At 66.1% G+C, this 20,491-nt stretch carries 20 protein-coding genes, 1 tRNA gene, 1 other RNA gene and 1 pseudogene; 6 read left to right on the forward strand and 17 right to left on the reverse strand.

What is annotated here, in order from left to right; all coding sequences use genetic code 11:
* The first annotated feature begins 132 nt into the window (after positions 1 to 132).
* Both ACYQ5L_RS30350 and ACYQ5L_RS30355 read left to right on the forward strand, forming a co-directional pair.
* On the forward strand, positions 133 to 1,377 hold the full coding sequence (locus ACYQ5L_RS30350; protein ID WP_459961649.1) for a glycosyltransferase 87 family protein: 1,245 nt from the start codon (positions 133 to 135) through the stop codon (positions 1,375 to 1,377).
* 15 nt (positions 1,378 to 1,392) lie between these two features.
* Entirely contained in the window at positions 1,393 to 2,058 is a 666-nt protein-coding gene (locus ACYQ5L_RS30355; protein ID WP_459961650.1) for a hypothetical protein, read from the forward strand.
* Here ACYQ5L_RS30355 and ACYQ5L_RS30360 read toward each other — a convergent pair.
* Together ACYQ5L_RS30360 and ACYQ5L_RS30365 are read right to left on the reverse strand one after the other, a co-directional pair.
* A complete protein-coding gene (locus tag ACYQ5L_RS30360; protein WP_459961651.1) occupies positions 2,043 to 3,101 on the reverse strand; it encodes a hypothetical protein in 1,059 nt (352 codons plus the stop codon). The genes ACYQ5L_RS30355 and ACYQ5L_RS30360 overlap by 16 nt on opposite strands.
* A gap of 236 nt (positions 3,102 to 3,337) precedes the next feature.
* The gene (locus ACYQ5L_RS30365; protein WP_459961652.1) at positions 3,338 to 3,739 is read right to left on the reverse strand and encodes a nitroreductase/quinone reductase family protein; all 402 of its coding nucleotides are present in this window, start codon (positions 3,737 to 3,739) and stop codon (positions 3,338 to 3,340) included.
* A gap of 19 nt (positions 3,740 to 3,758) precedes the next feature.
* Here ACYQ5L_RS30365 and ACYQ5L_RS30370 point away from each other — a divergent pair, with 19 nt between their 5' ends.
* Both ACYQ5L_RS30370 and ACYQ5L_RS30375 read left to right on the forward strand, forming a co-directional pair.
* Entirely contained in the window at positions 3,759 to 4,802 is a 1,044-nt protein-coding gene (locus tag ACYQ5L_RS30370) for an ion transporter (RefSeq protein WP_459961653.1), read from the forward strand.
* Positions 4,803 to 4,876: 74 nt separating this feature from the next.
* Complete coding sequence (locus ACYQ5L_RS30375) at positions 4,877 to 5,572, forward strand: DUF899 domain-containing protein (RefSeq protein ID WP_459961654.1); 696 nt, start codon at positions 4,877 to 4,879, stop codon at positions 5,570 to 5,572.
* 55 nt (positions 5,573 to 5,627) lie between these two features.
* On the opposite strand, the gene ACYQ5L_RS30380 is transcribed toward ACYQ5L_RS30375, so the two are convergent.
* The 13 genes and pseudogenes from ACYQ5L_RS30380 to ACYQ5L_RS30440 form a co-directional block, all read right to left on the reverse strand.
* Complete coding sequence (locus ACYQ5L_RS30380; RefSeq protein WP_459961655.1) at positions 5,628 to 5,876, reverse strand: hypothetical protein; 249 nt, start codon at positions 5,874 to 5,876, stop codon at positions 5,628 to 5,630.
* 252 nt (positions 5,877 to 6,128) lie between these two features.
* Positions 6,129 to 6,501, reverse strand: a transfer-messenger RNA (tmRNA) gene (gene ssrA / locus ACYQ5L_RS30385).
* A gap of 124 nt (positions 6,502 to 6,625) precedes the next feature.
* The gene (smpB, locus tag ACYQ5L_RS30390) at positions 6,626 to 7,102 is read right to left on the reverse strand and encodes an SsrA-binding protein SmpB (RefSeq protein ID WP_379199494.1); all 477 of its coding nucleotides are present in this window, start codon (positions 7,100 to 7,102) and stop codon (positions 6,626 to 6,628) included.
* A 101-nt stretch (positions 7,103 to 7,203) separates the two neighbouring features.
* On the reverse strand, positions 7,204 to 7,881 hold the full coding sequence (locus ACYQ5L_RS30395; protein WP_459961656.1) for a slipin family protein: 678 nt from the start codon (positions 7,879 to 7,881) through the stop codon (positions 7,204 to 7,206).
* A gap of 349 nt (positions 7,882 to 8,230) precedes the next feature.
* Positions 8,231 to 8,303: transfer RNA gene (locus tag ACYQ5L_RS30400), tRNA-Glu, on the reverse strand.
* A gap of 115 nt (positions 8,304 to 8,418) precedes the next feature.
* Positions 8,419 to 9,000, reverse strand: a complete 582-nt coding sequence (locus ACYQ5L_RS30405; RefSeq protein ID WP_459961657.1) for a Uma2 family endonuclease — start codon at positions 8,998 to 9,000, stop codon at positions 8,419 to 8,421.
* 473 nt (positions 9,001 to 9,473) lie between these two features.
* Positions 9,474 to 11,324, reverse strand: a pseudogene (gene recQ / locus ACYQ5L_RS30410) (DNA helicase RecQ); the annotation flags it as partial.
* 145 nt (positions 11,325 to 11,469) lie between these two features.
* A complete protein-coding gene (gene ftsX, locus ACYQ5L_RS30415; RefSeq protein WP_459961658.1) occupies positions 11,470 to 12,375 on the reverse strand; it encodes a permease-like cell division protein FtsX in 906 nt (301 codons plus the stop codon).
* Positions 12,375 to 13,064, reverse strand: a complete 690-nt coding sequence (ftsE, locus tag ACYQ5L_RS30420) for a cell division ATP-binding protein FtsE (RefSeq protein WP_379199502.1) — start codon at positions 13,062 to 13,064, stop codon at positions 12,375 to 12,377. The genes ftsX and ftsE overlap by 1 nt, the downstream gene beginning before the upstream one ends.
* Positions 13,065 to 13,120: 56 nt before the next feature.
* The gene (locus ACYQ5L_RS30425) at positions 13,121 to 13,315 is read right to left on the reverse strand and encodes an Rv3103c transmembrane domain-containing protein (protein WP_459961659.1); all 195 of its coding nucleotides are present in this window, start codon (positions 13,313 to 13,315) and stop codon (positions 13,121 to 13,123) included.
* Positions 13,296 to 14,159 (reverse strand): mechanosensitive ion channel family protein, encoded by an 864-nt coding sequence (locus tag ACYQ5L_RS30430; protein WP_459961660.1) that lies wholly within the window; start codon positions 14,157 to 14,159, stop codon positions 13,296 to 13,298. The genes ACYQ5L_RS30425 and ACYQ5L_RS30430 overlap by 20 nt, the downstream gene beginning before the upstream one ends.
* A 3-nt stretch (positions 14,160 to 14,162) precedes the next feature.
* Positions 14,163 to 15,287, reverse strand: coding sequence for a peptide chain release factor 2 (gene prfB / locus ACYQ5L_RS30435; protein WP_379199508.1), 1,125 nt, complete (start codon positions 15,285 to 15,287; stop codon positions 14,163 to 14,165).
* A gap of 258 nt (positions 15,288 to 15,545) precedes the next feature.
* Positions 15,546 to 16,403: a helix-turn-helix transcriptional regulator gene (locus ACYQ5L_RS30440; RefSeq protein WP_459961661.1), complete on the reverse strand. Its 858-nt coding sequence runs from the start codon at positions 16,401 to 16,403 to the stop codon at positions 15,546 to 15,548.
* Between the two features lie 165 nt (positions 16,404 to 16,568).
* Here ACYQ5L_RS30440 and ACYQ5L_RS30445 point away from each other — a divergent pair, with 165 nt between their 5' ends.
* Together ACYQ5L_RS30445 and hisN are read left to right on the forward strand one after the other, a co-directional pair.
* On the forward strand, positions 16,569 to 17,165 hold the full coding sequence (locus ACYQ5L_RS30445; RefSeq protein WP_459961662.1) for an NADPH-dependent FMN reductase: 597 nt from the start codon (positions 16,569 to 16,571) through the stop codon (positions 17,163 to 17,165).
* A gap of 149 nt (positions 17,166 to 17,314) precedes the next feature.
* Entirely contained in the window at positions 17,315 to 18,100 is a 786-nt protein-coding gene (hisN, locus tag ACYQ5L_RS30450; protein WP_459961663.1) for a histidinol-phosphatase, read from the forward strand.
* 353 nt (positions 18,101 to 18,453) lie between these two features.
* On the opposite strand, the gene ACYQ5L_RS30455 is transcribed toward hisN, so the two are convergent.
* Together ACYQ5L_RS30455 and ACYQ5L_RS30460 are read right to left on the reverse strand one after the other, a co-directional pair.
* Entirely contained in the window at positions 18,454 to 19,884 is a 1,431-nt protein-coding gene (locus tag ACYQ5L_RS30455; protein ID WP_459961664.1) for a glycosyltransferase family 39 protein, read from the reverse strand.
* A 193-nt stretch (positions 19,885 to 20,077) separates the two neighbouring features.
* Positions 20,078 to 20,374, reverse strand: coding sequence for a hypothetical protein (locus ACYQ5L_RS30460; RefSeq protein WP_459961665.1), 297 nt, complete (start codon positions 20,372 to 20,374; stop codon positions 20,078 to 20,080).
* Positions 20,375 to 20,491 lie beyond the last annotated feature (117 nt).

Genomic DNA, 20,491 nt, shown 5'->3' on the forward strand with positions numbered 1-20,491 from the left:
GGGGCCCGAGTGTGTCCGACCCCTGACACGCCACCCCCGATTCGGCCACCATCGCCCGCCAACAGGTACCGTGACCCCCGCTTGGAGTTCGATGTACCGCGATATGGTGAAGGTCGAAGGGAGCCCACTGGCGTGCACGATCAGCGTCCGGAGCCTTCCCTCACTCGCACAACACTTTTCGTCCTCGCCCTCACCGCCCCCTTGGCGCTGGTCCTGGTAGCGGTCACCTGCGACCCCTGGCTCCCCAATGTGGGCATCCTGGTAGGCGGCATGGACGTCCACGTCTACCGCGACGGCGCCTTCCGCATCCTGCACGACATCCCCCTCTACACCGAGCCCACCTTCCGCGGCCTCCAGTACACCTACACCCCGTTTTCGACCCTCGTCTTCACGTTCTTCTACCTCATCCCGTGGGCATGGGTGAACACGGTCTGGCTCTGGATCAACCTCGGCATCCTCCTGGCCTGCGTCCTGATGTGCTGGCGCATCCTCGGCTACCGCCTCACCCCCGAGCTCTGCACCGCCAGCGTCCTACTGGCCACCACCTGCATCTTCCTGGAGCCGGTCCGCACCACCCTCTTCTTCGGCCAAATCAACCTCCTCCTCATGCTCCTGGTCCTCTGGGACTTCTCCCGCAAGGACGGTTCCCTCCTCCGAGGCATGGGCGTAGGCATAGCCGCCGGTATCAAACTCGTCCCCCTCTACTACATCGTCCAATACCTGGCCCTCCGCCAATGGCGCTCCGCCGCCACCGCCTCCGCCGTCTTCGCCGCCACGGTCCTCGGCTCCTGGCTCCTCTTACCCGCCGACTCCCGCGAATACTGGACCTCGACCTTCTTCGAATCCTCCCGAATCGCCCCCGACACCCATCCGGCGAACCAATCCCTCCGCGGCGCATTGGCCCACCTCACCGGCAACGCCGCCCCCCTCTGGCTCTGGATCCTCGTAGCCGGTGCAGTCACATTGGTGAGCCTGTTCGTCACCACCCGCCTCTACGAACAAGGCAACCCCCTCCTCTCCATCACCCTCACCGGCCTGACCGCCTGCGCCATCTCCCCCTTCTCCTGGGGCCACCACTGGGTCTGGTTCATCCCCCTGCTCGTCTACCTGCTCCACCGAGCCCAATCCAACGCGCGTTGGTGGCCGGCCGCCCTCTCCCTCTACATCAGCACCGCCGCCTGGACCTACACCTACGCCCCCGGCCAAGTAGCAGTAGGCCTCTTCCTCTTCCCCCCAACCTGGCCCATAGCCCCACTCATGCTGAACATCTACTCCCTCGTTTACCTGATCACCCTCATCGCAGCAGCGGCGATCACCATTCGCCGTGGTCGGGCTGATAAGAGCAGCGTGCCTTCGACCCGAACCGTCTGTTGTTGATCTACTCTTGCCGCCGTGACCACTGGTGGCCTTCGCCTCGCCATGCCGAAAAGCGCCGCGCGAGTGGCGACAGCACGCCTCCTCGATCAGATCATCGATCGCAAAACTACGATCAACGCCTTGCTTCATCCCCTCGGATTCATTTGCTATCCGCTGGAGCGTGACGGTCACCGTGGTGTATGCCTGCATGCCTGGGATGACGAGTTGTGGCAGGGACAGCCGCACACCGAGCTGACCACATCGCCCATCCATTCGCATTCGTGGGACATGGTCTCCTATGTCGTCCACGGCACGGTGTGCAACAGCGTGATCGAAATCAGCGATGCAGACACTCAACCCGAGTTCCGGGTGGCGGAGATCCACAGCGACGGTGATATCGACATGATCCGCCCCACCGATCGACTGGTGCGCGCGACCGTCGTCGCATCCGAATGGCACTCGGACGGCGATGTTTACCGGCTCGACGCGAGGGTCTTCCACACCACGTCCGTGACCGGCCCGGCCGTCACGCTCGCCTTCGGCAGCGGCAATCGCGGGGCGGTTGACCTGTCGCTGGCCCCGCTCGAGGTCGTTCCCCACGCGGTTCACCGCACGCGGTGTGATGAGGAGACAACCGTGCGATTCGCTCGCGCGATCCGGGAAAGGATCGCGGACCCGGCTCCGGTTCAGCGATTCCGGTAGTCGCCGGCGCCTCGCAAGAACGGATTGTCGTCGCGCAGCGCTTTTTCCACGATCATCTCGACTTCGGCATCGGTGTAGTGGTCGGGCAGGGCGAGCCCGAGCGCCTCGAACAGGCTGCGAGCCTCTGCGACGGTGGGATCGGATCCCAACTGCACCGCCAGGGCACGATCCATCGGCACCTTCCGAGCTTCGGCGAAGCTGGTTCGCAGCTCAATGCTCCACGAATCGTAATAGGGCTGGCCTTTTTCCACGATCATCGCCGGGAAGCGCGGGCCACGCGTGGTGACGATCAGCAGTCGTGAGGACAGATCCCAGCGGACCATCGACACCACCGAGGTCAGTCCGATCTCGATATCCAGTAGGTGCGCAGATCGCTGTTTGTACCAGCAGGCCGCGAAAATTGTTGCGTACGACTCGATCTGCGTACCAACCCCGCTCCAGGTGTGTGCATCGTCGTCCGCGCCGTCCGCCAGCGACCGATACAATCTCGCGAACCGTTCGCACGCCTGAAGGTCGGTGGGATCAAGAATCTCCATCCGCACCAGCAACTCTCGGCGCACGTGTACGGCGTGCTTGACGCAGTGCGGCAGCGTCACCACCCGGGTGAAAGCGCCCGTGCCGCCCTTGAAGATCCAGCGATCGGTGTCATTCCTCGCTTGTTCCAGGGCTTCCGACACCTCGGCGCCGCTGGCGAACCGCACCGCCGCGAATCTCTCCATCACCCGCTGCGTACTGGTCAGCAGCCCCTCCAGCTGACCGACACGCTCAACGCACTCGCGCACCTGCCCCAGTGCAGCATTGGCTTCGGTAGCGGCTTGCAGCATCCGCGCATTCGCCGCCTCTTGTCGCCACCGATCACGAAGCACCGCAAAGGCAACGACACCGAGAGTGAGCGGAATGACCTTGCTGACCAGCTCCACCGGTACCAGTTCGACGAGCCCCAGCACACTCATCGTCACCGCGAGACCGATCGCGACCATGCCCTCGGTATTCGCTTTGATCCAGTCCAGATCGGCTCGCAGCCGTGTAGAGAACCGCCCCATCCCTATCCAACCTTCGGAGCTTCGAGCGCCCCTCTGGTCGGGGGGTGGGTCCGGCGCGCGAATTCAGCTCGAGCCGACGGAGGCCCTCCACCGAGAGGTGACTGAGCGGGCGATTCAGTTCAGGTATAAGACCAGAATAGCCAGCCCGGGCACTGTCCAATCCGGCTCGTCCGCTGCCACAACGGGTTGTTCCACTGCCCTTGGCAGCACGTGTCGCTCAGATGTGGTCGGGTGTTTCAGGAGGTGCGTGGGGTGAGGATGACGATCGGGATCGGCCAGGAGACCTTGGCTTGGAGGTCGGTCAGGAAGTCCCAGTGTTCGATTTGGTTGTCCCAGAGTCTGGTTCGCTCTTCCGGGGTGGCCGGCGAGGCGGTTACCGGGAGGGTTTGGGTGCCGACTTCGACTTCGGCGTGGGGGTTGGCGAGGAGGTCGTGGTACCAGTTGGGGCCGCTTTCGCGGCCGTCGTCGGCGGCGAAGACGATCAGGCGGTCGGCGTCGCGGGCGTAGCCGAGGGGCACGGTGCGTCGGGCGTCGGCGGCGGGGGTGGTGGTGAGGAGCAGGACGTCGAGGTTCGCGAGGGGGCCGCTGAGTTTGCCGGCATTGGCGCGGAACTCGGCGATGATCTCCTGGTTGGGCATCCGCCGATGGTAGTCATAGATGCGCCAGTGCCGGCGATCGCACAGTGACGACAGGAGGCTGTCCGTTTTGCAGCGCGAAGGGGTACGAAATCTGGTCGAATCACCTCGGTTTCAGCGGTTCGTCATTGCGGTGATCTTGGTCAATGCGGTTGCGCTGGGGGCCGAGACCTCCGACTCGGTGATGGTGGTCGCGGGCGGGGTGGTCCGGCTGGTCGATACAGCGGCTCTTGGCGTCTTCGTCGTCGAGATGCTGCTCAAGCTGTACGGCTATGGCCTCGGATATTTTCGAGATCCCTGGAACTGCTTCGATTTTCTGGTGGTAGCCGTGGCATTGCTGCCTGCGACCGGCGGGCTGTCCGTACTGCGGGCCTTCCGCATCCTTCGGGTGCTGCGGCTGGTGTCGGCGACCCCGAGCATGCGGAAGGTGGTGGCGAGCCTGCTCGCGGCGTTTCCGGGCATGGGATCGATTCTCGGGCTGCTCGCCTTGGTGCTGTACGTGGCAGCCGTGCTGGCGACCAAACTGTTCGGGACCGTGACTCCCGAATACTTCGGCAGCCTCGGCGCCTCGATGTGGACGCTGTTCCAGGTCATGACCGGCGAAGCCTGGCCGGATATCGCGCGCACGGTCATGGCGGAGGAGCCGCTCGCGTGGATCTTCTTCCTCGTCTACATCCTCGTGTCGACGTTCGTGGTGCTCAATCTGTTTCTCGCCGTAATGGTCAGCGCCGCAGAGGATGTCCGCGTCGGCGAGAGCCGCGAACACACCGATCGGCCCGCGCGGGACGACGATGCCGTCCTGGCCGCGATCCTCGCCGAGCTGGCGGCGCTGCGCGCGGAACTCCGCTCATCGCGCCCCGGTCCGGCCACCGTCGTCAGTACCAGCCCGGCTCACAGTCGCCGTCACCTCGACGACACCGAAATCGCGCAGGCCGTCGCCCTCTACCGCCAAGGCCAACCCCTGGCCCACATAGCCGACCGAATCGGCGTCACCCACACCACCCTCCGCGACACCCTCCAGCGCCGCCGCGTGCTCCGCCACCAAGCTCCCGCCCGCCGCACCTGAAACCGATGAATTCGGCGCCTGCGCGCGGTCCACACCTACAGCACGCATTCTGCGAACAAGGTTTGGGAGGACCCATGAGCACCACTGCACTTCCGCCCGTCGTCGACGCCGACACCTGGCAGCGCGAACTCGACGCCCTGCGCATCCGCGAGAAGGCCGCCACCCGTGAGCTCGACGCCATCGCCGCCCAGCGCCGCCGCCTGCCCATGGTCGAAATGCCCGACTACACCCTCGAGGGCGAAAAGGGCCCGGTACGGCTGGCCGACATCTTCGCCGGCGCATCACAACTGATCGTCTACAACCACATGTGGTTCCCCGGCGAGGAATGGCAATGCGGCGGCTGCACCGGGTTCACCTCACAATTCACCCGCCTGGAATTCCTCGACAACTACGACGCCCGCTTCGTCATCGTCACCCAGGGCCCCATCGACGAAGCCCTCGCCTACAAACGCCGTGTAGGCAACAAAATGACCTGGTACTCCACCGCCAACAGCCCCTTCGGCACCGACGTCGGCGCCCCGCCCGGCGGCGGTTTCGCGATCAACGTCTTCCTCCGCGACGGTGACACCGTCTACCGCACCTGGCACACCACCGGCCGCGGCACCGAACAACTCAGCCACTCCTTCCCCCTCATCGACCTCCTCCCCTACGGCCGCCAAGAGGAATGGCAGGACTCCCCCGAAGGCTGGCCCCAATCCCCCACCTACAGCCGCTGGAGCAGCTCCAAGGACATAGCCGCCGCCTACGGCGAACCCGACGGCGCGGCCTGACAACACGAAACGGCCCGGTCCTGCCGGACCGGGCCGCTCGCGTCCTCCTACCGCATCACGCGAAGGCCCCGAAAATCGAGTTGATCAGCCCGACGATCGCCGTCGCCAGATCCAACCCGCTTCCGACCACCCCGGACCCACTGTTGAGGACCGAGGAACCCGCGTCTCCGATAAAGCTAGCCATTTCAAACCACCTGTACTGCTCGGGAATTGTTGGGGGTGCAGAAAAGCTAGCACCGACAATTTTCGCCGACCAGCCGATAGCCTCGAATGCGCGCAATACGATCAGAATTAGCAAAACCATAGAATCCACCAAACCAGAGGCTTCACCAGCAGCTATAGCACTGACGCATGAGATCCCCATTCCATCTTGTTGGAATTACATTAACCCCTAGTTCAACACCGATTCTTTTATTCTCCTCGAGCAAAATAATCGACGACCACACACCGATTTGGATAAACACCGCAATCCCGACAATTTACCGCGCATGGGGCGCACGAATGCAGGACCATGTATGAAAAAGCCCCCGACCTGCTGGTACCAGGTCGGGGGCCTTGGTGGAGCTGCCGGGAATCGAACCCGGGTCCTCCGCCGCATCTTCAGGGCTTCTCCGTGTGCAGTTCGCTGTGCCTCTGCTCGGATCTCTCGGTCACGCGAACAAGCCGAGATGACGATCCCAGCCGCTGTTGGATGTCCCGTCCGACGCCGCGGCCGCGTCGGACGGTAGAGCCCTCTAGCTGATGCCAGGGACCGGGTCGAGGGCGAACCCGGGCTGACAGACACGCTTCGTTGCTTAGGCAGCGAGAGCGTAGTCGCGCTGATGAGAATCGGCGCTTATAGGGTTACAGCGACGCTTATACGGTGGTCTCCTGCCTGCACCGACACGCTTCCCCTGAATCAACGTACGCAGTCGAAACCGTTCAGCCCCGTCTTCGTTCACTGATTCAGAACGATCCCGGCTTTCACCGGGACACCAATGGTAACACCGCGCAAACGTCGGATCATCCCAATATTCGCGCGTCGAGCGGCGGATCCGCTACCAGGGCAAACGGTCAGCCGCTCATGCCCTTGATGCGGCGGCCCACCTCGCGGGTGACCTCGCGCTCGACGGTGCGACGCAGCTGATCCTGCCGCTTGTCGTAGTCCTGCTTGCCTCGGGCGAGAGCCAGCTCGACCTTGACCTTGCCGTCGGAGAAGTACATCGACAGCGGCACCAGGGTCAGGCTCGACTCCTTGGTCTTGCCCAGCAGCTTGTCGATCTCGCGGCGGTGCAGCAGCAGTTTCCGGGTTCGGCGCGGCGCGTGGTTGGTCCACGAGCCGTGCGAGAACTCGGGCACGTGCAGGTTGCGCAGCCACACCTCGCCGTCGTCGATGCTGGCGTAGGCATCCACCAGCGAGGCTTTACCCTCGCGCAGGCTCTTCACCTCGGTGCCGACCAGCGCGATCCCGGCCTCGTAGGTGTCGATGATCGCGTAGTGGTGCCGCGCCTTGCGGTTGGTCGCGATGACCTTGCGACCCTTCTCTTTCATACAGACACCGCCTTCATAACGTCCAACATTAATGGCCCGTGCCAACCGAATATTCCGGGAGTCGCCCGGAGGTCGCTACCTCCGGGCGACCACGGGCCCGGTCATGCGCCCTCGCGCGGGTCCAGGACCACCTGGGTGCCCGGCGCGGCGGCGACCTGCAGGGTGCGCAGGCGCAGCAGGACCGGGTTGTCGTCGAGCAGCTTGGCGGTATTGGCCAGCGACCGCAGGGCGGCGGCCTCGGCGCGGGCCCGCTCGAGCTCGGCGCGGCCGCGCTCGCGGGCGAGGACCGTCTCCAGGGCGGCCTTGCGCAGCTCGCCCGGCAGCATGAGGTCCTTGGCTCGCATACCGTTCACCCGGATGCCGAGGTTCTCGACCGCCGCGGCGACCTGCTCCGCCCCGCCGGCCAGCAGTGCGCGATCGGCGACCAGCTCGTCGAGGGTGTGCGCGGCGATCATGTCCCGGCCCGCCTCCTGGACGGCGCCGTAGAGCACGTGCTCGGCGTACTGCGCACCGGTGGTGAAGGCGACCGGATCGGTGACGACCCAGTCCACGGCGAAGCTCACCCGCAGCGACAGCCCGTCCTTGGTCAGCAGTTCCTGCCCGCCGACCTGCAGCAGCCGCGGCCGGATATCGACGCAGACCAGCGTGCAGCGCTCCGCGTCGTAGCGGTGCCGGCCCGGCTCCAGCACCGTTTCCAGGGCGCCGTCGCGGTACAGCAGGGTACGCTGCCAATCCATGACCGTCGTATAGGTCTTCGTGAACAAAGTCTTCGTGAACATTCCCGATCTCCTTCCCCCGCTTGGCATCCGGCCCGAACGGATACGCCCCGCCCGGCCACGACGGCGCGGCGGGGGCCTCCCCCGTCCGAGGACGGAGAGCCCGCAGAGCCACGCCGTCGCAGGCGACCGGGCAGGGCGTATCGCTACAAGGATTCGAACCTCGGCGGATTGCTCCGCGTCACCAGTTGAAAGAGCCGCCCCGACACGGGGTACGCGATCCGGAGATTCCGGGGCGCCCCTTGGTACGGCCGAGATCAACGGTAACGACCGCATCTGCCCGCACGCCAACGATTTTCCGCGCCTCGCAATGAGAAAGGCCCTCCAGCCTGTGGCTGAAGGGCCTTCACAGTAGTCCCGACGGGATTTGAACCCGCGCTACCGCCTTGAGAGGGCGGCGTCCTAGGCCGCTAGACGACGGGACCAGGTCGCTCGCTGCGATCCGTGGACCGCGGCAGCTCCGAAAGCTTATCCTGCCGACGCCCAGCAACCAAATCCGCTGACCAGGCCGCTGTGATCACCGAACTCCTGAGCGAAGCCTCAGTGCACCCAATCCTTCAGCGGTTCGGTATCCAGAACGACACCGACCGGATCAGGCAGTTCTGCGGATGCACCGAAGGGAACAGTTGCGATCAGCTCGTAACGACCGCCGTTCGGCTTGCTGTGCACCTTCAGCACGCAGGTATCCCGATCGATCAGCAAGTAGACCGGGATACCGGTCTCGGCATAGGCTCTCGGCTTCTCCTTCCGATCGCGACGGTCGGTGTCCTCATCGTCGGATGTCACCTCGACAATCATGAGGACCGGCGCTGGATCGGCCCACTCACCTTGACCAACAAAGGCATCGGCGTCGGCCAACACCGCATCGGGCCGTGCGCGGCCTTTCCGGTACTGGGCTACTTTCAGCCCCTGCTCCGGAGTCAGGAACAGTTCAGGACGGAGCGCTACAAAGATGCGAATCAACCACTGGAGAATTCGACCGTGGTCGCCATCCGGCATCGCCTTCGCCCCCAGCTTCCCGTCGATGAATTCGAGCCGCACACCCTCCGCAATACGATCTGCCGCCCGGGCGAGTTCCTCGAACTGCTCGGTCGTCATGAGTGACTCATGCACGGCGGTCATGTCCTCACGGTACGGCGGCTTCGGCGCCGATCGACGGGAAATACGTAGCCAGGGTAGCGCGACACACTGGTGCAGCGGCGGTTCGCACTCGACTCGCCGCTGGTGGCTGAGCTACGCATCCCTCCTGGACACCGTCAGCCCCACGCCCTGGGATCTGGGGGCAGTTCGTCGAAGTCCGGCGGCGCTTCGTCCGGCCACGGAACCTCATCGAGGTGAGCCGCCGGTGGCGCGGGTTCGAACCTGGAGTTGCGCGGAGGTGTGGCCGTCCGCACCGTGGATCCGCCTGCACGGCCGCGCTCGCGGGCGACACCGCCACCGCGAGTGACGTTCGCATCCGGTGACTTCAGCGCCTTACCAGAGACGTCGAAGAGCTGGTCACCAGCCGTACCACTGGGCTGCGCAGCCGATGCCGCCGGGGCGGGCCCGGCCGATTCGCCGGGTGCGGCCGGGGGCGATGCGGCGGGACCGGCACCGGCGGCGACGACTTCGAGGACGCCTTCGCCGTATTTGGCGCGTTTGGCTTCGCCGATGCCGGAGATGGTGCCGAGGTCGGCGATGGTTGCCGGTTTGCGGGAGGCGATTTCGCGGAGGGTGGCGTCGTGGAAGACGACGTAGGCGGGGACGCCCTGTTCCTTGGCGGTGGCGGCTCGCCAGGCTCGGAGTTTTTCGAAGAGGTCCGAATCACCCGGGGACATGTCGGCGGCGAGGCGGGAGGCCTTGGCGGGCTTGGGGGTTCGGGCGGCCTTCGCGCGTTCGGGCTCGCGACGGAGCATGACCTGGCGGCCGTCGAAGAGGACCTCGTTGCTGGATTCGGTGAGGGTGAGGACGCCGTAGTCGCCGTGGACGGCGAGGAGGCCCTGGGCGAGGAGTTGGCGGACCACGCCGCGCCATTCGATGTCGCGGAGTTCGGTGCCGACGCCGAAGGTTTTGAGTTCGTGGTGGGCGTGCTGTTCGACCTTGGGGTTGCGTTTGCCGAGCAGGATGTCGACGAGGTGGCCGGCGCCGAAGCTCTGGCCGCGTTCGCGCTTCAGGCGCAGGACGGTGGAGAGGAGTTTCTGGGCGGGGACGGTTCCGTCCCAGGCCTCGGGGGCATTGAGGCAGGTGTCGCAGTTGCCGCACGGTTTTCCGGATTGGCCGAAGTAGGCCAGGAGCTGGGTGCGGCGGCACTGGACGGTCTCGCAGAGGGCGAGCATGGCGTCGAGGTGCAGCTGGAGCTGGCGGCGGTGGGCGGCGTCGCCGTCGGAGGAGTCGATCATCTTGCGCTGCTGCACGACATCGCTGAGGCCGTAGACCATCCAGGCGGTGGAGGGCAGGCCGTCGCGGCCGGCGCGGCCGGTTTCCTGGTAGTAGCCCTCGACGGATTTCGGGAGGTCCAGGTGGGCCACGAAGCGGACATCGGGTTTGTCGATGCCCATGCCGAAGGCGATGGTGGCGCAGACGACCAGGCCGTCCTCGCGCAGGAAGCGGGACTGGTTGCGCGCGCGGGTGCGGTTGTCCAGACCCGCGTGGTACGGCACCGCCTCGATGCCGTTGGCGGTGAGGAAGGCGGCGGTCTTCTCCACCGAATTGCGGGACAGGCAGTAGACGATGCCCGCGTCACCGGCGTGCTCATTCTGGATGAACGCCAGCAGCTGATGTTCGGGCCGGTTCTTGGCCTCGATGCGGTACTGGATATTCGGCCGGTCGAAGCTGGCCACGAAGTGCCGGGCCTTGGTCAGATCCAGGCGCTCGGCGATCTCCTTGCGGGTCGCCTCGGTGGCGGTGGCGGTGAGCGCGATGCGCGGCACGTCCGGCCAGCGCTCGTGCAGCACCGACAGCGCCAGATAGTCGGGCCGGAAATCGTGACCCCACTGCGAGACACAGTGCGCCTCGTCGATGGCGAAGACCGAGATCTTGCCGCGGTCGAGCAGTTGCGCCGTGGACTCCAGCCGCAGCCGTTCGGGCGCGAGGTAGAGCACGTCCAGCTCCCCCGCCACGAATTGCGCCTCGACCGTGCGCCGTTCGTCCGGGAACTGGGTGGAGTTGAGGAAGCCCGCGCGCACGCCGACGGCGTTCAGCGCATCGACCTGATCCTGCATGAGCGCGATGAGCGGGGAGATGACCACGCCCACGCCGGGCCGCACCAGCGCCGGAATCTGATAGCACAGCGATTTGCCGCCACCGGTGGGCATGAGCACCAGGGCGTCCCCGCCGGAGATCACCTGCTCGACGATCTCGCGCTGCGGCCCGCGGAAACTGTCGTACCCGAAGGTCTTCCGCAGAACCTCATGCGCCGCAACACTTCCGGCGTCCCCGACGGACTCGCTGACTCTGGCGGTCTCCACCTCCGGTGCACTCACGACGGCAATCCTACGGACACCACCCGACACCGGTCCTCTCTTCCGAACGTCCCTGCGAACTTCGCACCCCGGCGCGCGCTCTCGCATCCCTTATGAGCGGAATGCGAGAGTCCAACCGGGGTGCGCGATCTCACTCGCGAACGTAATACCGCAGTGCGACATAGGCGGCGAGCGCCGCGAACCCGACACCGATCGGCGTGATGACCAAGGCCACCGCCGCGATATCGTCACCCGTGATCCGCGGCAGGATCTGATCATTGAACAGACTGCCGAGCGCACGGTTGATCACCAGCGGCTGCGCGACGAACAGACCCGCCACCGCCAGCACCGAACCGACCAGTGCGGCCAGCACCGCTTCCAACAGGAACGGCAGCTGCGTGTACCACCGCGTCGCGCCCACCAGCCGCATGATCCCGACCTCGGTCTTCCGCGCCAATGCCGCGACCTGCACCATATTCGCGATCAGCAGCAGGGCCGCCAGCGCCTGCAAGGCCGCGAGACCGAAGGCCGCATTGCGCAATCCGACAAAGAAACTGACCAGCCGGTCCACGATGTCCATGTCATTGAGCACCGTCATGACGCCCTCCCGCTTGGAGAAGTCGTCGTAAATGGACTTGTACTGCGTGACATCGTCGAGCTTCACCCGGAACGACGCCGGCAGCCCGTCCTTGCTGACCTCGTCGGCCAGACCCGGCTGATCCTTGAAGGTCGTCTCCTTGACCTCCTGCACCGCCTCCTGGCTGTTGACGAACTGCACGCTCGCCACATGGTCGTGCTTCTTCAGATCCACCAGCAGCGACTTGCACGGCTCCTGCGTGCAGTCCAGGTCGGTCCGCGACACGTTGTCGTCGAGATACAGCCGGATCTCGACCCTTTGGACGTAGTAGTCCTGAATCTTGTCCGCCATCCGCACCGCGAGCAGACCGCCGCCGAGCATGGTCAGCGAGACCGCGGTGGTGAGGACCATGGCGATGGTCATGGTGACATTGCGGTAGAGGCCGCGCGCGACCTCGCCGAAGAGGAATCCGAATCGCATTACCGGCCCACCCCGTACACGCCCATCTCCTCATCGCGAACCAACCGGCCGCGATCGAGCTCCACCACCCGCCGGCGCATGGCGTCGACAATGGTGTTGTCGTGGGTGGCCATCACCACCGTCGTCCCCGTGCGATTGATCCGTTCCAGCAGCGTCATGATGTCCTGACTGGTATCGGGATCCAGATTGCCGGTGGGCTCGTCGGCGAGCAGCACCAGCGGCCGGTTCACGAACGCGCGCGCCAGCGCCACACGCTGCTGTTCACCACCGGACAGCTCGCCCGGCAGCCGGTCGGCCTTGCCCGCCAGCCCCACCATGTCGAGGGCCTCGGGCACCGCCCGGTCGATGAACCGCCGTGGCTTGCCGATCACTTCGAGCGCGAACGCCACATTCTGTTCGACCGTCTTCTGCTGCAGCAGCCGGAAGTCCTGGAACACGCAGCCGATGCGCTGGCGCAGCTTGGGCACCTTGCGCCCGGGTAGTTTGTCCACCCGGAAATCGGCCACCCACACCTCGCCGGTGCTGGGCTTCTCGTCCTTGAGCAGCAGCCGCATGAACGTCGACTTCCCGGATCCGGAGGGTCCGATGACGAAGACGAATTCGCCCTTGCCGATATCGACGGAGATGTTGTCCAGGGCGGGTCGCGTCGAGGTCTTGTAGGACTTGGTGACGTTCCGCAGGGTAATCACGGGGAGCCAGTGTAGCCACGACCGCGCGGCGCTCCATCGCACCGCGCGGCGGCGAATCAGCGGGGTTCAGGCTCCTTGGCGTCGGGCACCAGGTTGCTGAGCACCGTATTCGCAACGGGCGTATAGCCCGGGTTGGTCGGTGTCTCCGGCTTGACGAAGGAGTAGAGCACGAACGTGGCGAGCCAGACTGTGATCAGGATCGCCGTGGACTTACGCGGTTTCGCTGTGGACTTACGCAGACTCAGTTTCACTCAAACCCTCCCGGCGGAGCGCCGCGGCTACCCGCACGCGCAGCTCACGTCCGACTTCGAACTGTTTGCCCGGAAGCGTCCGGGCCACCATCTTGATGTTCATCTGGTCGACGGTGAGATCTTCGACACCCATGACGGTGGGCTCGTCCAGCAGCAGCGATTTCAGCTTGCGATCGGCGAACGCCTTCGCGCCGACGTCGTGCAGGATCTCGTTGACCCGGTTGATGTCGGCGCTCGCGGGTACGGGCACGTCGATGGCGGCGCGAGCCCAATCCTTCGACAGGTTGGTAACTTTCACGATCTGACCGTTCGGAACCGTGATGACTTCTCCATCAGCGCTACGCAAAGTCGTGATGCGCAACGTCACGTCCTCAACCGTACCCTCGGCCTCCGCCGCGGATCCAGTGACCGAGATGCGCACGACATCGCCGTAGCCGTACTGCCTTTCGGTGATCAGGAAGAATCCGGCGAGCAGATCCTGCACGATGCGCTGGGCGCCGAAACCGAGCGCGGCGCCGAGCACCGCGGCCGGAGCGACGAGACCGGAGATCTGAAATCCCAAGCGCTTCAAGACTTCCAAAGCCACCAAGAAGTACACAAGGGACAAAACCACCCACGTGACCACCTGCGCCAGCGCGTGCCGGTGCTTGGCCGCCTCCGACCGCACCAGCGCATCGCTGCTGCGGAAGCCGGCATCGATCTTGCGCGTGATCCGGTCGCGCACATAGGTGACGGCGCGACTGAACAGCATCGCGCCGACGATCAGCAGGACGATCTCGAGGCCGCTGGACCGGAACCAGTTTCCGAGATCGGATCCGGTGCCGGCGGCATAGATCGAGCTCATGTATTACCCCTGTGCTGTCTGCTGTTCCCGCATGCGCCAACGGATTCCGGATTCGATGAAAGCATCGATATCGCCATCGAGCACGGCGGACGGGTTGTTCACTTCGTAGGAGGTCCGCAGGTCCTTGACCATCTGGTAAGGGTGCAGCACGTACGAGCGCATCTGGTTGCCCCAGGACGCGCCCTCATTGGTCTTGAGCGCGTCCATCTGGGCGCGCTCCTCCTGCCGCTTGCGCTCCAGCAGCTTGGCCTGGAGCACGCGCATGGCCGAGATCTTGTTCTGCAGCTGGGATTTCTCGTTCTGGCAGGTGACCACGATGCCGGTGGGGATGTGCGTGAGGCGCACCGCGGAGTCGGTGGTGTTGACCGACTGGCCGCCGGGGCCCGACGAGCGGTACACGTCGACGCGGACCTCGTTCTCCGGGATCTCGATGTGGTCGGTGGTCTCGACGACCGGGAGCACCTCGACCTCGGCGAAGGAGGTCTGGCGGCGGCCCTGGTTGTCGAACGGGCTGATACGGACCAGTCGGTGCGTACCCATTTCCACCGAGAGCGTGCCGTAGGCGTACGGCGACTTCACGGCGAAGGTGGCGGATTTGATGCCCGCTTCCTCGGCGTAAGAGGTGTCATAGATTTCGACCGGATACTTGTGCCGCTCGGCCCAGCGCACGTACATGCGCATGAGCATCTGCGCCCAGTCGGCGGCGTCCACGCCACCCGCGCCGGAGCGAATATTGACCAGCGCCTCGCGCTTGTCGTACTCGCCGGACAGCAGGGTGCGGACTTCCATGGCTTCCACGTCCGCGTGTAGCGCGGCGCGTTCGGCATCGGCGTCGGCGAGCGCCGCGGTGCGGTCCTCGCCCTCCTCGGCCTCGGCCAATTCATAGAGCACCGGCAGGTCCTCCAGGCGCTGGCGCAGCTCCTGGACCCGGCGCAGCTCGCTCTGCGCATGCGACAGCTCACTGGTCACCTGCTGCGCGTGTTCCTGGTTGTTCCAGAGCTCCGGATCCGCCGCCTGGTGCTCCAGTTCGTCGATGCGACGAGCCAGCTCATCGATATCCAGCACGGACTCGATGGTCTTCAGAGTCGTGTCGAGTTCGGCCAGATCAGCGGATACGTCAGGATGCACGAGAGTCAAGGCTACCGTTCTCCTCCGCCTCCCCGAAACTTCAGCGCCCGGCCGGGTGCCGTCGCTCTCGTGCCCGCGCGCCAGCGGTTGAGATGCAATGCGATTTTGGACGTACCCCATCAGTTACCCGCTCCTTACGAAATCAGTTCTCACCTCTCGATCAGTCGCGCGCGGCGATGCCGCGCCACGCTGCGATCAAGACGGTGTGGCGTGGAGAGGCGGCGGAGCGGCGGGCGGTTCTAGCAGACCGCCTCTTCGTCAACCAGCGACAGCGCGCAGGCTGCCCGGCTTGCGGCCGATCAGGCGATCCAGGGCGGCGGCGGTGGCCTCGTCGGCGGGCAGCTTGACGATCAGGTGCTGGTCGTCGTCGGCGGAGAGGTCGAGGGTTTCCTGGGCCAGGCGCAGCGGGCCGGCCTCGGGATGGTGGATGCGGGTGATGCCATTGGTCTCGGGCAGGCCGGGGATGCGCTCCAGGCGGCCGGTGAACTCGTCGCCCGCGGTGAGGGACAGCTCGTCGATGAGGGCCGAGACGACCGGATCCGAGCGGAAGGGGCCGAATTTCAGGGTGGCGACCATCTTGTCGGCGGCGTGCTCCCAGTCGGGGTGGGTCACGCGCGCTCGCGGGTCGGTGAAGATGTAGCGGGCGTAGTTGGCGGGCATGCCCTCGTCGAACAGACCGGTCGGGCCCATCACCGCGCGATAGCCGTCGGTGCAGGCCACGACCTCACTGAGCCGGTTGATCACCGCGGCGGGCGCGGGCTCGAGCTGTTCCAGAATGGCCAGCACGGCCGGGCGCACCACCCGCGTCGGCGACAAATTGCCATTGCAGCTGAAACCTGGCGTGGCCGCCTTCGTCAGGCGATGCAGGTGGACTCGCTCGCTCGGAGTCATGATCAGCGCGTTGGCCAGCGCCGTCAGCACCGCGGACGAGGGATGCCGGTCGCGCCCCTGCTCCAGCCGGGTGATGTATTCGACGCTCACCCCGGCCAACGTCGCGAGCTCGGAGCGACGCAGGCCGGGGGTGCGCCGGCGCGGACCGGCGGGCAGCCCCACCTGCGCGGGCGAGACCGCCTCGCGCCGGACGCGCAAGAACAGACCCAGCTCGTTATCGCTCACCTTTCGACCGTAGCAAGGATCACGAGGTGAACGCAGCCCGATTCGGGCGCTCAGACTATCCCTGCCACTACCACTCTCAGCGAGGTCTCCCTACCGACTGCCACGGACAGCAGAGTCGTTGGCAGCGGCCGATCCGGTCGCCCGGAACTCGAAGGAGAACCCCCAATGACCAGCACGCCTCTGCGCCTCGCGGTGATCATCGGCAGCGTCCGGGAAGGACGCTTCGGTCCGGTGGTCGCGAACTGGTACGCCGAACAGGCGCGCAAGCACGGCGCGTTCGAGATCGACCTCATCGATCTGGCCGACTACCCGCTGCCGCACGCCCTGCCCGCGGTGTCCCCGCTCATGGAGCCGAACCCGATCCGCCCGGCCGGCACCGAGGAACTGGCCGAGCGGCTGGCCGCGGCCGACGCCATGGTCATCGTCACCCCCGATATCAACCGCTCCTACCCGGCCTCGCTGAAGACCGCCATCGACTGGCACTACACCCAGTGGCGGCACAAAGCGATCGGCTTCGTCGGCTACAGCGGCAATAGCGGCGGCCTGCTCGCCATCGAGCACCTGCGCCAGGTCTTCAACGAACTGCACGCCCACACCGTCCGCGAATACGTCTCCTTCCCCCGCTTCTACCTGCACTTCGCTCCCGACGGCAGCCTCCTCGACCCCGCCGGCTTCGAACAGGCCGCCACCGAGATGCTCGACCAGATGCACTGGTGGGCGAGCGCACTCGCCGCCGCCCGCGAACTCCCCGTGTCCGCGTGAATGTGAAACAGCACCGACCGGGAACTGGCGGCGGGGTCCACTCGGCCGATGCCGCCATGGTTTCCCGGTGATCGCTTGACCAGCAGGGCGAGTGCCGGAAGTTCGCTGCCGGCGCGCGGGGGCGGGATGGAGGGGCTAACGTTTGGCGGGTGACCGCATATGACGCTGATCTCGAACTCGCGCTGAAGCTGGCCGATGCGGCCGACGCCATTACCCGGGACCGGTTTCTCGCACTGGATCTGAAGATCGACTCGAAGCCGGATCTGACGCCGGTGTCGGATGCCGATCTGGCCGTCGAGCGGGAGATCCGGACCATTCTGGGTTCGGACCGGCCCGGAGATCTGGTGCTCGGGGAGGAGTTCGGCGGGGATGCCGAATTCGCCGGGCGGCAGTGGGTCATCGATCCGATCGACGGGACCAAGAACTTCGTGCGCGGCGTGCCGGTGTGGGCCTCGCTCATCTCGCTGTTGGAGGACGGCGTGCCGGTGGTGGGCGCGGTGAGCGCACCGGCGCTGTCGCGGCGCTGGTGGGCGGCGTCGGGGGCGGGTGCGTGGACCAGCTTCGAGAAGGGTGCGCCGCGGGCCATTTCGGTGTCGGCGATCGCCGAGCTGGGTGCGGCGAGCCTGGCCATCTCCAGCCTGTCGGGATGGCGGGCGCTGGGGCGCCGGCACAAGCTGCTCACGCTGACCGATGAGGTGTGGCGGGTGCGCGGGTACGGCGACTTCTTCGGCTACACGCTGCTGGCCGAGGGCGCGGTGGACATCGTCACCGAACCCGAACTGTCGCTGTGGGATATGGCGGCGCTGGACATCCTGATCCGGGAGGCCGGGGGCACCTTCACCTCGCTCGACGGCGAACCGGGACCGCACGGCGGCAGTGCGGTGGCCACCAACGGGCACCTGCAGGATCAGGTGCTGGCCGCGCTCGCCGCCTGACATCACAACACCGCAAACAGCGAACACCCCCCGCGGTAACGACGGGGGGTGTTCGTTTTCAAGCCGTTTCGCGATTAGCCGGCAGAGCCGCCGCCGCCTCCGCCACCGGGGGTGCCGATGAGCACCCCGACGAGACCACTGAGCAGGCTTGTTACAACTGAGACGAGTCCTGACAACATAACCATTCCTCCTTTCGTCTCCACCCAGAACCGTAGGCACGCTTGACAGCCGGAGTGATCGGAACGAAATAACAGTAGTCAAGTCCCGCATTTTCAAGATCCACTACGCAGCGAATTGCCGTGTGCACAACCACTTTTCACGGATTACATACGCAATTTCATTGAGCTGCAAGCTCATCCGAGTTGTCGCAGCGTAGACCAGGTTTCCGACCATGGCGAACGCGGTGTGCGGCACAGGAACAGCTGCCTGTCCTGTTCGTCGTTCTCGATGCCGAGCCCGTTATCGATGCGGCCCACCGGTTCCGCGTCCGCGCAGACGCGGAAGGCGCGCTCCAGGCCGACGCCGACCAGCAGCACCGGCTTACCCTCCGGCGGCGGACCCCACCACCAGTAGGAGTTGTGGGCGCTGTGCGGCGTCGGGAGACCATAGCGCCCGCCGTAGTGCTCGATCGCCCCGGCCTCACCGTAATTCGCGGTGAGCAGCTCGGCGTCGGGCGCGACCCGGGCGCGGGCGGCGGCAACCTGGGCGACGAACTCCGGCCAGCCGACGGTCTCGCCCGCGTCGTAATTGACGGCCAGGACCGGAGAGTCGCGCAGCGTGCTGACAGGTAGCACCGGAAGGAACAGCAGCGCCGAGGCGGCGGCGTTCACCATCACGGCGGAAGCCACTGCGCCGCGCCGGATTCGGCTGTCGGCCAGCCGGGGTTCGAGCCCTACGGCGCCGGCCGCCAGCAGCAGCGGATACATGCCGGCGAGGTAGTAGGCCTTGCCTCCGGTGAGCAGGAAGAAGGCGAAAAGTCCCGCGTAGGCGAGGACGAAGGCGCGACAGCGGGGCCGTCGCCACAGGCACCACAATCCGAAGATCCACAGCGGCACCATGAGTGGGCCCATCAGGCCGAATTGCAGCAGCACGAACTCGATCGAGCTGTCGGAGGTCCCCGAGGAGCCGCCGGCGATGGCGCGGCCGAGCTCCCACTGCGGCCAGTCGTTGCGCGCCTGCCACCAGAGGTAGGGCGACCAGATCAGCGCGGCGAGGCCGATCGCAAACGGAAAGTACCTGGTGGCGAATATTTCTCGCGGGCCGATCGCGGCCAGAGACAGCGCGAGGAACAGGATGGGCACCGCGAGCAGCGCCTTGTTCTGCAGCCCGAGCCCGGCGGCCAGGCCGATCAGCAGCCACCAGCGCCGATCCGCTTCCGGCCGGAGCAGTTTCACCACCATGAGCACGATGACCGACCAGGCGAGGAGATCGAAGATGGTGGTGCCGAGCGTATGCCCCCCGCCCATCAGGACCGCGGCGGAGGCCACGGCGGCCGCGGCCAGCGCCTGCGCCGGACGCCCGCCGCCCAGTTCGCGTGCCATGAACCCCGCGCAGATCACCACCAGCGTGCCCGCCGCGATGGCGGGAATCCGCAGCAGGACCAGCGAATCCGCGTCGATGGCCGAGACGCCGCGCGCGATCAGCGGCACCAGCGGCGGCTGATCGGCGTAGCCCCAGTCCAGTCGCCGCCCGGAGGCCAGGAAGTAGAACTCGTCGCGGTGATAGCCGTACCGATTCGATACCGCGAGCATCACCACCGCGAAGACCGCTGCCACCCAGTACATTCCGCCACCCTGTCGAACTCCGGTGAACGCCGGGTACTCGTGCCGCCCCCTCATCACGAATACTCGCACCCCCGTGGTCCGCGCGCACCGGTTTGGCGCTGAAATACCCCTGCCGGAGTACTCGGCCCTCCCCCGCCGGATGTAGGCGCGCCGTCCGGCGCGGGGCTGCGGTCCCCGGCGCCGGGAGTCATGGTCAGAAGGGAATCGGCAGCCCGATGCCGGAGCCGCTGCCGCCCGATCCGGTGCCACCGGATCCGGTCTGGCCCGAGCCGGTGCCGATGCCGGATCCGGTCTCGCCGGAGCCGGTGTCGCCGCTGGATCCCGCGGCGCCGGAGCCCAGGTCGATGCCGCCCTGGGGCGCAGAGCTCTCGGTGCCGATGCCGATGGGTTGCGCGGGCCGCAGTGGAATCCCTTGGGCGGCAGCGTGCGGCGCGTTCGCCAGCAACAGTGCGACGGCCAACGCGCCGGTAGTGCCAACCAGTGTTCTCATGGGCAAGACCTCCATTCGGGGGGGCGGACGGTGCCGCCACGCTAGCCCACCCGAGGCTCATCTGAAGCGAATTTGTTTCACTAATTGCCCGAACCTTCGCCCCTTCCGAGAACCACC

Source organism: Nocardia sp. IFM 10818, from assembly GCF_054655275.1.

Bases quoted from the DNA above. Each gene is read 5' to 3' on its own strand.
- ACYQ5L_RS30360 (WP_459961651.1), bottom strand. From the start codon at position 3,101: ATGGGGCGGTTCTCTACACGGCTGCGAGCCGATCTGGACTGGATCAAA.
- ACYQ5L_RS30455 (WP_459961664.1), bottom strand. From the start codon at position 19,884: ATGTACTGGGTGGCAGCGGTCTTCGCGGTGGTGATGCTCGCGGTATCG.
- ACYQ5L_RS30445 (WP_459961662.1), top strand. From the start codon at position 16,569: ATGACCAGCACGCCTCTGCGCCTCGCGGTGATCATCGGCAGCGTCCGG.
- ACYQ5L_RS30380 (WP_459961655.1), bottom strand. From the start codon at position 5,876: ATGGTTTTGCTAATTCTGATCGTATTGCGCGCATTCGAGGCTATCGGC.
- ACYQ5L_RS30430 (WP_459961660.1), bottom strand. From the start codon at position 14,159: ATGAGCTCGATCTATGCCGCCGGCACCGGATCCGATCTCGGAAACTGG.
- ACYQ5L_RS30405 (WP_459961657.1), bottom strand. From the start codon at position 9,000: ATGACCGCCGTGCATGAGTCACTCATGACGACCGAGCAGTTCGAGGAA.
- ACYQ5L_RS30395 (WP_459961656.1), bottom strand. From the start codon at position 7,881: ATGTTCACGAAGACTTTGTTCACGAAGACCTATACGACGGTCATGGAT.
- ACYQ5L_RS30365 (WP_459961652.1), bottom strand. From the start codon at position 3,739: ATGCCCAACCAGGAGATCATCGCCGAGTTCCGCGCCAATGCCGGCAAA.
- ACYQ5L_RS30375 (WP_459961654.1), top strand. From the start codon at position 4,877: ATGAGCACCACTGCACTTCCGCCCGTCGTCGACGCCGACACCTGGCAG.
- ACYQ5L_RS30460 (WP_459961665.1), bottom strand. From the start codon at position 20,374: ATGAGAACACTGGTTGGCACTACCGGCGCGTTGGCCGTCGCACTGTTG.
- ftsX (WP_459961658.1), bottom strand. From the start codon at position 12,375: ATGCGATTCGGATTCCTCTTCGGCGAGGTCGCGCGCGGCCTCTACCGC.
- smpB (WP_379199494.1), bottom strand. From the start codon at position 7,102: ATGAAAGAGAAGGGTCGCAAGGTCATCGCGACCAACCGCAAGGCGCGG.
- ACYQ5L_RS30370 (WP_459961653.1), top strand. From the start codon at position 3,759: ATGCGCCAGTGCCGGCGATCGCACAGTGACGACAGGAGGCTGTCCGTT.